Source organism: Veillonella sp. (assembly GCF_019414865.1).
Lineage (GTDB): Bacteria > Bacillota > Negativicutes > Veillonellales > Veillonellaceae > Veillonella.
The window spans coordinates 1-9,609 of the sequence record NZ_DXLG01000061.1; the positions used below are offsets into that span (position 1 = coordinate 1).

General features: G+C 38.5%; 12 protein-coding genes. 11 read left to right on the forward strand and 1 reads right to left on the reverse strand.

The features are described from left to right. Positions 1-52 precede the first annotated feature (52 nt). Positions 53-952 carry a LysR family transcriptional regulator gene (locus tag QZ334_RS05150; protein WP_060923797.1) on the reverse strand — a complete coding sequence of 300 codons (900 nt, stop codon included), beginning with the start codon at positions 950-952 and terminating at the stop codon, positions 53-55. Between the two features lie 297 nt (positions 953-1,249). Here QZ334_RS05150 and rpsD point away from each other — a divergent pair, with 297 nt between their 5' ends. The 11 genes from rpsD (at position 1,250) to QZ334_RS05205 (ending at position 9,186) form a co-directional block, all read left to right on the forward strand. Then, on the forward strand, positions 1,250-1,837 hold the full coding sequence (rpsD, locus tag QZ334_RS05155; RefSeq protein ID WP_004695181.1) for a 30S ribosomal protein S4: 588 nt from the start codon (positions 1,250-1,252) through the stop codon (positions 1,835-1,837). A gap of 215 nt (positions 1,838-2,052) precedes the next feature. Next, a complete protein-coding gene (gene rplM, locus QZ334_RS05160; protein ID WP_005381375.1) occupies positions 2,053-2,493 on the forward strand; it encodes a 50S ribosomal protein L13 in 441 nt (146 codons plus the stop codon). Positions 2,494-2,513: 20 nt separating this feature from the next. Then, positions 2,514-2,906, forward strand: a complete 393-nt coding sequence (gene rpsI, locus QZ334_RS05165) for a 30S ribosomal protein S9 (protein ID WP_005377846.1) — start codon at positions 2,514-2,516, stop codon at positions 2,904-2,906. A 63-nt stretch (positions 2,907-2,969) separates the two neighbouring features. After that, positions 2,970-3,167, forward strand: a complete 198-nt coding sequence (locus QZ334_RS05170; protein ID WP_156719969.1) for a hypothetical protein — start codon at positions 2,970-2,972, stop codon at positions 3,165-3,167. 27 nt (positions 3,168-3,194) lie between these two features. Further along, the gene (locus tag QZ334_RS05175) at positions 3,195-4,730 is read left to right on the forward strand and encodes a glycine betaine ABC transporter substrate-binding protein (RefSeq protein ID WP_295232477.1); all 1,536 of its coding nucleotides are present in this window, start codon (positions 3,195-3,197) and stop codon (positions 4,728-4,730) included. Positions 4,731-4,863: 133 nt separating this feature from the next. Further along, positions 4,864-5,655: an enoyl-CoA hydratase gene (locus tag QZ334_RS05180; protein ID WP_295232480.1), complete on the forward strand. Its 792-nt coding sequence runs from the start codon at positions 4,864-4,866 to the stop codon at positions 5,653-5,655. 170 nt (positions 5,656-5,825) lie between these two features. Further along, on the forward strand, positions 5,826-6,581 hold the full coding sequence (pgl, locus tag QZ334_RS05185; RefSeq protein ID WP_060923795.1) for a 6-phosphogluconolactonase: 756 nt from the start codon (positions 5,826-5,828) through the stop codon (positions 6,579-6,581). Between the two features lie 36 nt (positions 6,582-6,617). After that, positions 6,618-6,860, forward strand: a complete 243-nt coding sequence (locus QZ334_RS05190; RefSeq protein ID WP_024066642.1) for a Sec-independent protein translocase subunit TatA/TatB — start codon at positions 6,618-6,620, stop codon at positions 6,858-6,860. A gap of 14 nt (positions 6,861-6,874) precedes the next feature. Continuing rightward, entirely contained in the window at positions 6,875-7,183 is a 309-nt protein-coding gene (locus QZ334_RS05195; RefSeq protein ID WP_024066643.1) for a heavy-metal-associated domain-containing protein, read from the forward strand. Positions 7,184-7,249: 66 nt separating this feature from the next. Continuing rightward, a complete protein-coding gene (locus QZ334_RS05200; protein WP_024066644.1) occupies positions 7,250-7,693 on the forward strand; it encodes a cupin domain-containing protein in 444 nt (147 codons plus the stop codon). Positions 7,694-7,782: 89 nt separating this feature from the next. Beyond that, positions 7,783-9,186 (forward strand): DASS family sodium-coupled anion symporter, encoded by a 1,404-nt coding sequence (locus QZ334_RS05205; protein WP_024066645.1) that lies wholly within the window; start codon positions 7,783-7,785, stop codon positions 9,184-9,186. The last annotated feature ends 423 nt before the right edge of the window (positions 9,187-9,609 follow it).

The following is a 9,609-nucleotide window of genomic DNA, read 5'->3' on the forward strand; positions in this document are numbered from 1 at the left end:
CGTCAGATGTGTATAAGAGACAGCATATATGTGTACGGGCTTTGGTTTGTTCTTATAAGCGTGCTGGTGATTCGCTGTGTACATAATCCATGAAGGTATGCATTGTTTCCGATTTAGAATTGTTTTTCTTAAAGGCGAAACACACTTGTAATTTAAATGGTTTTTCTAAAGGTATGTAGCCATCATTGATATTTAAAGAATTTAGAATTTGGCGTGCTACGATGCAGCCTGATTTATTTTTTTGACAGTAGTCGATCATCGTATATGGGTTAGATAAGCGGCTACCTCTAATGTGTAGATTTTGTTGACCGTTACCAACATAATTTTTCAATGTACGATACATAAAGTACTTAGGTGGATACATAAGTAATGGTTGTTGTTGAATTGCTTTCAAGCTAGCAACTTCCATATTATCGATGATGTTTGGTGCATAGTATACGAATTCGTCCTCGCGAAGGGCTGTAGATTCATATGCTGACATATCCTTGTTATTTGGTAAGTAGAGGAGGGCAATGTCGATACGATTTTCGCGTAAGTCGAGCATCAACTCTTCTTCTTCCATGTCATAAATACTGACAGAGAACTCAGGGTGGTTTTGGAAGAAGTGGGATACATATCCGTTAAGGCGAATGTCCCCTAAACTACGCAATACACCAATATTTAAGATTGGACGTTCTACCTTGCTGGCTAAACGAATCGATTGAATAGCACGTTCCAATGTGTCGAGAACTTGTTCTGCTTCTGGTAGGAATAATTCACCTTCTGGTGTCAAACGGCTACCTCGTGTAGAGCGGGAAATTAATTTCACACCAACTAGACGCTCTAATTTTTTCATTTGAGCGCTGAAAGCTGATTGTGTAATGTTCATAGATTGTGCAGCTAATGTAAAGCTTCCTGTTTTATTATAGGTAATAAAACTTTGTAGCTCTTGCATTGTAGGTAACTCTTTCATAGTATTCCCCCAATATTGACATAAAACTCCAATGATACCTATTACCTTTCTTACTAATATTGTAGCATACTATAATTGTTTTTTCATCTAAATCTATAAAATATGATGAAGCATGCACAATCGATATAGTGAGCAATATTATCGCAAAAAAGTGTAATATAAGTTCGCTATTATGCACTTATTTCAATGACTTTCACCATTATCAATAATTGACATAAGTAAATGAAAATGATATTATACATGAGTACCTTTATGTGTAGGTACAAGTTTATATTAATCTTATGAGGTGATAATCACATGGCAACGAGAAGAGAGGCTCGATTCAAACTTTGTCGTCGCTTTGGTGTGAACGTATTCGGTCACGCAAAAGCCTTGAATCGCGTCAAAAAAGACCAACGTCAGAAAAAAATGTCTGAGTATGGCACACAATTATTAGAAAAACAAAAAGTTAAAGCTTACTACAACTTGCTAGAACGCCAGTTCGTACGCTATTATGATAAAGCGAAAAAAATGCAAGGTGTTACAGGTCAAAACATGTTGATCCTTTTGGAACAACGTCTTGATAACCTTGTATATCGCATCGGCTTCGGTAACTCCATTCGTCAAGCTCGTCAAATGGTAAACCATGGCCACATCTTGGTAAACGGTCGTCGCGTAGACATTCCTTCCTTCTCCTGCAAACCAGGCGATGTAATCGAATTGCGCGAAGCATCTCGTGACAACGAAATGTTCAAAACTAACTTCCAAGAACTTCGTTCTTTCGAACTTCCTTACATTGAAAAAGACTTGGAAGGCTTCAAAGCTACATTCACTCGTCTTCCTCAACGTGAAGAACTTCCTATCGAAGTTAACGAAACACTTATCGTCGAATTGTACTCCAAATAATTTGGCGCTTATGGGAAAACCACTCAGAATTGGGTGGTTTTTTCTTTATGACATGTCACTGTTAAAGGGCTATAACAGTGTAAAAAACAATTGACATAGAACACCAAAATCTGTATACTATTTTGAGTAAGCTTTAGTCGTGTTTCCATTAGCCCCGGAAGCAAAGGACAAGCTGATTTTGGTAGAATTATGACGTTATTAGGAGGATATGCAGCATGAAAACTACATTTATGGCCAATCCGAACACAATCGAACGGAAATGGTATGTTGTTGACGCTGAAGGTAAAACTTTAGGACGCCTTGCTGCCGAAGTTGCAAAAGTTCTTCGGGGCAAAAATAAACCAACTTTCACACCACACGTAGACACTGGTGACCATGTGATCGTTGTAAACGCAGAAAAAATTCGCGTAACTGGTAAAAAATTGGAACAAAAGGAATACTTCCGTCACTCTGGTTACCCAGGTGGTTCCCGTTTCACTAAATTGTCCATGATGCTTGAAAAACAACCTGAACGTGTTGTTGAAATGGCAGTTCGTGGTATGCTTCCAAAAAATAAATTGGGTGCACAACAATACCGTAAATTAAACGTATACGCTGGTCCTGAGCATCCACATGCAGCTCAAAAACCAGAAGTATTAGAAATTTCCGTACGATAATCTAGAGGGAGGAACATATAATGGCAGTAGCACAATATTACGGCACTGGTCGTAGAAAATCTTCCGTTGCTAGAGTTCGTCTGGTACCGGGCACAGGTAAAATCACTGTTAACAAACGTGAACTTAATGAATATTTCGGTCGCCAAACTTTGGAATTGATCGTAAAACAACCTTTGAACTTGACTAACACAGTTGAACAATACGATGTAATCGCAACTGTAGCTGGTGGCGGTCCTTCCGGTCAAGCTGGTGCAATTCGTCACGGTATCTCCCGTGCGTTATTGGACGTAGATGGCGAACTTCGTCAATCTTTGAAAAAAGCTGGCTTCTTGACTCGTGACCCACGTATGAAAGAACGTAAAAAATACGGTCTTAAAAAAGCCCGCAAAGCAAGCCAATTCTCCAAACGTTAATATTTGGACAACAGGTTATTACACCTGCAGACAATGTCTGCAGGTGTTTTTGTTGCTCGGATTATGGTGACACTAATAATTATCTGTTATGATGATAGTAATGATAAAAGAAAGCGTATTTATAGTGTATCCGCTCTTGGACGAGAACAAGAGATTGTAGGTAATGAAATCAGTGATGCTTTGAGCGATATTTTCTATGATGGATTCAGTGATGTTGATTCTGGTAAGAATGCAGGTAAAAAGGTAGTCGTTCTTTCATAATATATTTACCTGTGTATAGGGGGCTGTATGATACAAAATATATATCATTTACTAGTGGAGAATTGGAGCTTTTTCTCAGGTCTATTATGGGAACATATTGGCATAGCTTTGCTTTCTAGTATAATTGCTATTATTCTAGGAGTAGTTGCGGGTATTTTACTTAACGAGTATCGGCGAGCAGTTAATCCGACCATGATGGTTATTAATTTCTTGTATACTATACCATCCATATCCATGCTGGGATTTTTGATTCCCTTTTCAGGAATTGGTAACGCAACGGCAGTGATTGCTCTTGTGATATATGCATTATTGCCGATGGTGAGAAATACATATACTGGGTTAAGCAGTATTGACAAGGAAATGATTGAAGCGGCTACATCACTGGGGTTATCTCGTGTACAACGTTTACGATATATTGAATTGCCTTTAGCCTTTCCAGTAATCATGGTCGGTATACGAAATATGCTAGTTATGACTATAGCGCTTACTGGGGTAGCATCATTTATTGGTGCCGGAGGTCTTGGTGTAGCTATTTATCGAGGTATTACTACAAATAATACGACTATGACTGTAGCCGGCAGTTTACTAATTGCTTTTTTAGCATTGATTATGGATGGTATATTGGGCTTTTTTGAGAAAATCATACTATATAGAGGGCATTGCAAACGTACTTTTAAACGTATTGGTATTGTAGCCTCAATTGTGATAATTGGTGGCATTGGTGTATTTATGTGGCCGTCGCAACAATCCAATGTAATTCATGTAGCTACAAAACCGATGACAGAACAGTTGATTTTGGGCGATATGCTGAAACTTCTTATTGAACAAGATACAGATTTAACTGTTGAAGTAACAGCCGGAGTAGGTGGAGGAACCTCAAATATTCAACCGGCCATGGAGTCCGGTCAATTCGATATCTATCCTGAATATACAGGAACCGGTTGGAATGCAGTACTAAAACGAGACACGCAATATAGTGAAAATTTATTTGATGAATTACAGCGCGCTTACGAGGATACATATCAATTTAAATGGGTCGGTATGTATGGTTTCAATAATACATATGGAATGGCTGTACGTAAGGATATTGCTAACAAATATAATTTAAAAACATATTCAGACTTAGCGAGGGTTTCGTCACAATTGATTTTAGGTGGGGAATATGATTTCTTCGGGCGCCAAGATGGGTATTCGGGATTACAGCGAGTATACGGCATGGACTTTAAAGATACGAAGGATATGGATATAGGTTTGAAATATCAGGCTATTGAAAGCGGACATGTAGATGCTATGCCTATATTTACTACTGACGGTCAGTTGAGCCATGCGTCTGTTGTTGTTCTTGAGGACGATAAACATTTATATCCGTCGTATCTTTGTGGTAATGTCGTCAGAATGGATGTGTTAAAGAAGCATCCTGAGCTAGAAGCGGTATTACTAAAATTGACACATACGATTACGGATCAGGATATGTCATATATGAACTATGAGGTGGAATCGGAAGGACAGAAACCTCATGATGTTGCTGAGCGATACTTACGCACCAAAGGTTTGTTATACTAACGTGGGTTGATAGAGGGTACATAGTATTGTTTTGTGATTATAAGATTACGTTTACATCTATATTTAATTCCCCTATAATAGAAGTATATTATCGAATTTTTTCGAAGATAGATTTTCATATAGGAGAATTCATATGATTTATAATACAATTCAATACGTAGTAGATAATGGTATCGGTACGTTGACATTTAATCGTCCGGCAGTGGCGAATGGTTTTAATATCGAGATGTGCAAGGAGATCCTTGAGGTTTTAGATAACGCACATAATGATGATAGTGTTCGTGCATTGCTCATCAATGCTGAAGGCAAGGTATTCTCTGCTGGCGGTGATTTAACAGAAATGGAACGCGCTGTAAACGATGGTGATACAGAGTCTTTATTTGAAATTGTTGAGCTCGTAGCTCAAATTTCTATGGCTATGAAACGCTTACCTAAACCTGTTATCATGAGCCTTCAAGGCGCTGCAGCAGGTGCGGCGTTCAACATGGCGTTAGCTGCAGACTTTGTTGTAGCGGCTAACAATGTACGCTTTATCCAAGCTTTCGTAAACGTAGGTCTTGCTCCAGATGCAGGTGGTTTGTTCTTGTTAACTCGTTCCATTGGTATGAACCGTGCTATGCATATCGTTATGACTGGTGAAGCCGTTTCTGCTGAAAAAGGTAAAGAACTTGGCTTTGTATATAAAGTTTGTGAATTAGAAGATCTAGAAACTGCTACAAGACGTCTTGTAGAGAAATTAGCAAAAGGTCCTGCACAATCTTACCGCGTTATGAAAGAAATGATGTGGAATAGCTTCTTATCTGGCTGGGAAGAGTACAAGAAGTTTGAAGTAGAAAATCAATGCTCCTTAGGTCTTTCTGAAGACTTTAAGGAAGGTGTACGAGCTTTCACAGAACGCCGTCGCCCTAAATTTGGTCAAAAATAATAATTATTCTCTTGTAATTCTTTGAAATATCATGTATTTTATAAGCAGTTACTAATATAATTCGAACCGATGTGGCTCTATATATTGAGTTACATCGGTTTTTGCTTTTATAAAAAAGCAAAAGTGTATATAATAGTACTATTATAATAGTTTTAGGAGGTCATTATTACATGGCTCAAGATACAATTAAATGTTATGACGGTCCTAGTGATGTAGTCCAAGCATTGGCGGAGGATTTTATTGATTTTACTAATGATGAAATTAGCCGTACTGAAACGTGCATCGTTGGTATTACTGGGGGTACTGTTATAAATGGTTTGTTAGAATTACTTAACTCTCCTGAATATATTGAGCGCCTTAATTGGGAACGGATATTCTTCTTGTGGACTGATGAGCGTTTCTTACCACAAGCGCATGAGGATAATTACTTCAATCGCGTAAAACCTCATTTGCTATGCAAGGCAAAGGGGGCTGCTCATTTCTTGCCAATTAATACGGATTCTAAAACCGTACATGAAGCGGCTGAAGAATATGAAAAAGAGGTTCGCAATGTCCTAAAGGCATGTAAAAAATCTGGTCTTGATTTAGCGTTGCTTGATTTAGGCGAGGATGGTCATACGGCAGGATTATTTGCAGGCTCTCACGCACTGCGTGTAGCTGATCAAGATGTAGTGGCCGTTGAAGATGGCAAGGTATGGGAACGCATTTCTATGACATTTTCTTTCCTAGCAAAATCTGATGCTGTCTGGTTTACTGTGACTGGTGAAAGCAAGCGAACTGCATTGACAAAGGTATTATACCAACGCGAAGATTACGAGGATTTAACGTGGGAAAAACGCATTGGTCGTACATTGCCTGGTGCTGTGCTTTCACAAGAAGCTGTGACCTGGTATGTGGACAAGGCAGCCTATAATGATGTACACTAAAAGATGTAAGTTTTAGTAAATATAAAGGAGATACATATGGGATCTATAGGAACACCTGAATTAATAGTTATATTAGTGATCGCTTTAGTTATCTTCGGACCTGGTAAATTACCTGAAGTAGGTAAAGCTATTGGTAAGGGCATCAATGAATTTAAAGATGCTATTTCGGGCCCTAAAAAAGCTGTTGATGAAACGAAAGAAGCCGTTAAAAAGGCGACTACTATCGACGTAACAGCAGGGGCTAAAAACGACGATAAACATAAAGAATCTAATGATTAATAGGAGGTATCACTATGTGTAAAGATTGTGGTTGCGGTGAAGATAATGGCGTTGTAACAAAGGTATTTACTGTACCTGGTATGATGTGCAATAACTGTAAAGAAACTGTTGAAGGTGCATCCCTTGGTTTACCTGGCGTTTTGAGCGCAGAGGTAAATTTGCCAGAGAAAACAGCGACTGTTTCTTTTGATCCAGCAAAAGCATCTGTTGATGTTATTACAAAAGCTATTGAACGTACAGGCTTTGAAGTAGAAAGCGTTGCAGATGGTGTACAAGAACATAGTCATGGTTTACTAGGAACATTGAAACGTTTCTTCAAATAATCGAACCCATAGGGCTGTATTGAAACACTGTTTCGATGCAGCCTTTTTTCATAAAGAGGTAATAAAATGATACGCAAGTTTGATGCTAAAAATTTCAAGTGGGATGGCGTCGATACCTTGGTATATAAACAAGATGGTAGCCCTTTTAAAGATGTAACACGTCAAGTTTTATACGATGGGGCCTTTGATATTCCATGCCAATTCCGCTATTTTGAATGCTTGCCAGGTGGGTATTCTACGCTTGAATATCATGAACATACACATATGGTTATGATATTCCGTGGGAAGGGGCAAGTCTTATTAGGCGATGAAATCCATGATGTAGAAGCTGGTGATTTTATTGAAATTCCAGGTAAAACAATACATCAATTTCGGGCTAATAAAGGCGATTATATCGGGTTCCTTTGCTTAGTTAACCAAGATCGGGACAAGGTAAAATTATTAACCCCTGAAGAGATGGATACATTGCGCTCTAATCCAAAGATTAAAGAATTTTTGGAAAGTTGCTAATTTATATGGCGGTTATGTGTGATGACCGCCATATAGTTTTTTATAATCAACAGTAACTATTGATATGTGTAGTTTGATAGGGAGGTTCTATGAATACCTTTACACGCGCCGCACTGACGGTACTGGTAGGACTTGTAATTTGGTTCTTGCCTCACACGGAGGCGATTAAGCCTGAAGGATGGCATTTATTAGCTATCTTCACGGCTACAATTGTAGGTTTTATTTTACGACCTTGGCCAACAGGTATTATGGCACTCTTTGGTATTGTTGCGGCAGTAGCAACAAATTCTATTACCATGGTGCAAGCATTAGGTGGTTACGCTGAAGCTAATGTATGGCTTATCGTAGCAGCTGTATTCTTTTCTAGAGGCATTATTAATTCTGGCCTTGGTAAGCGTATCGCGTATACTTTGATTCGCTCCTTTGGTACTAGTTCCTTAAAGTTAGCTTATGCATTGGCTTGTACAGATCTTATTATTTCTCCTGCCACGCCATCTAATACGGCTCGTGGAGGCGGTATTATTTTTCCAATTGTACAAAACATTTCGTTAGCCTTTGATTCTGAGCCAAATGGTAGTACGGCACGTCGTATTGGGGCATACTTGATGACAACGGCTCATACGATAAACACCATTACTGTAACGATCTTCTTAACTGCTTGTAGTGGTAACTTATTGATTACATCCTTAGGTGCAAAATTATTTGGCTATGATATTTCATGGTGGGAATGGTTCCAAGCAGGTGTCATCCCTGGTGTAATTTGCATGATTTTGATGCCTTGGTTTATTTATAAAATCTATCCGCCTGAAATCAAGGAGACACCTCAAGCAGCGGTAATGGCTCAAAAAGAGCTAGATATACTAGGTCCTATTACAAAGGCTGAAATTTCAGTGGCTATTATTTTTGTACTTTGTATTTTGCTGTGGTCCACAGCGATTTGGACAAAGTTACATCCTACTGTAGTTGCTATGATGGGCGTACTTGCTTGTGTAGTTACAGGATCCCTTACATGGGAAGATATTTTAGGTGAACGTACAGGTTGGGATATCCTTATCTGGATGGGTACCCTCGTTGGTATGGCTGGTTTACTTGGCAAACTCGGCGTTGTTGCAGTATTTGCTGATTTTGTAAGTCAACATCTTGTAGGTATTGATTGGTTCTGGGCATCCTTCATTATCTCTGCAACCTTTGTATACTCTCAATATTTCTTTGCCAGTGGCACAGCTCGTATTACAGCATTATTCTCCGCCTTTGCAGCTATCTTGGTAGCAATGGGCGCACCAATTCCGTTTACCATCTTGCTCTTTGGTTTGATGAATAGCCCTGGCTGTACATTAACGCATTACAGCTCTGGTGTAACACCAATCTTCTTCGGTGCAGGCTATGTACCGCAAGGAACATGGTGGCGTGTAGGCCTTGCTATTTCTGTAGTAAGCTTCCTTATTCACTTCTGGGGTGGTACCCTCGGTATGTGGCTATTCGGTATTCTATAATATTCAAAAAGTCCCTCACAGTAGTGAGGGACTTTTTTGTTCTACCTATTTACTAGTTTGTTATCGATTTATTTTCTATGTGTATTAGATAGGTAGTGTATTATTGTTATTGCTATAGTTTTTATATATGGTAAACTTTAAAAATTTATATAATAAATCTATAGAATATTTATTGCACGACATTATATAAAGTGTTATTATTGTTTTATGATTACAGATTACTTTAGGAGGAAACATGTTGGGTTTAGTCATTAGCTTGTTGATTATCGCGCTCGTCGTGATTATTAAAGACATTCGAATTATGAACAACAACTTAACACGTTTTTGTCTTAGAAGTTCCACGAATGGTTTAATATACAATCAATAAGATTTGACTATACGGTTTGTTTCTTATGTGTATTTATTCCAAGGGATACATAGGTC

Excerpts from the sequence above, each read along its gene's own strand:
- QZ334_RS05150 (WP_060923797.1), bottom strand. The coding sequence starts at position 952 with ATGAAAGAGTTACCTACAATGCAAGAGCTACAAAGTTTTATTACCTAT.
- rpsD (WP_004695181.1), top strand. The coding sequence starts at position 1,250 with ATGGCAACGAGAAGAGAGGCTCGATTCAAACTTTGTCGTCGCTTTGGT.
- rplM (WP_005381375.1), top strand. The coding sequence starts at position 2,053 with ATGAAAACTACATTTATGGCCAATCCGAACACAATCGAACGGAAATGG.
- rpsI (WP_005377846.1), top strand. The coding sequence starts at position 2,514 with ATGGCAGTAGCACAATATTACGGCACTGGTCGTAGAAAATCTTCCGTT.
- QZ334_RS05170 (WP_156719969.1), top strand. The coding sequence starts at position 2,970 with ATGGTGACACTAATAATTATCTGTTATGATGATAGTAATGATAAAAGA.
- QZ334_RS05175 (WP_295232477.1), top strand. The coding sequence starts at position 3,195 with ATGATACAAAATATATATCATTTACTAGTGGAGAATTGGAGCTTTTTC.
- QZ334_RS05180 (WP_295232480.1), top strand. The coding sequence starts at position 4,864 with ATGATTTATAATACAATTCAATACGTAGTAGATAATGGTATCGGTACG.
- pgl (WP_060923795.1), top strand. The coding sequence starts at position 5,826 with ATGGCTCAAGATACAATTAAATGTTATGACGGTCCTAGTGATGTAGTC.
- QZ334_RS05190 (WP_024066642.1), top strand. The coding sequence starts at position 6,618 with ATGGGATCTATAGGAACACCTGAATTAATAGTTATATTAGTGATCGCT.
- QZ334_RS05195 (WP_024066643.1), top strand. The coding sequence starts at position 6,875 with ATGTGTAAAGATTGTGGTTGCGGTGAAGATAATGGCGTTGTAACAAAG.
- QZ334_RS05200 (WP_024066644.1), top strand. The coding sequence starts at position 7,250 with ATGATACGCAAGTTTGATGCTAAAAATTTCAAGTGGGATGGCGTCGAT.
- QZ334_RS05205 (WP_024066645.1), top strand. The coding sequence starts at position 7,783 with ATGAATACCTTTACACGCGCCGCACTGACGGTACTGGTAGGACTTGTA.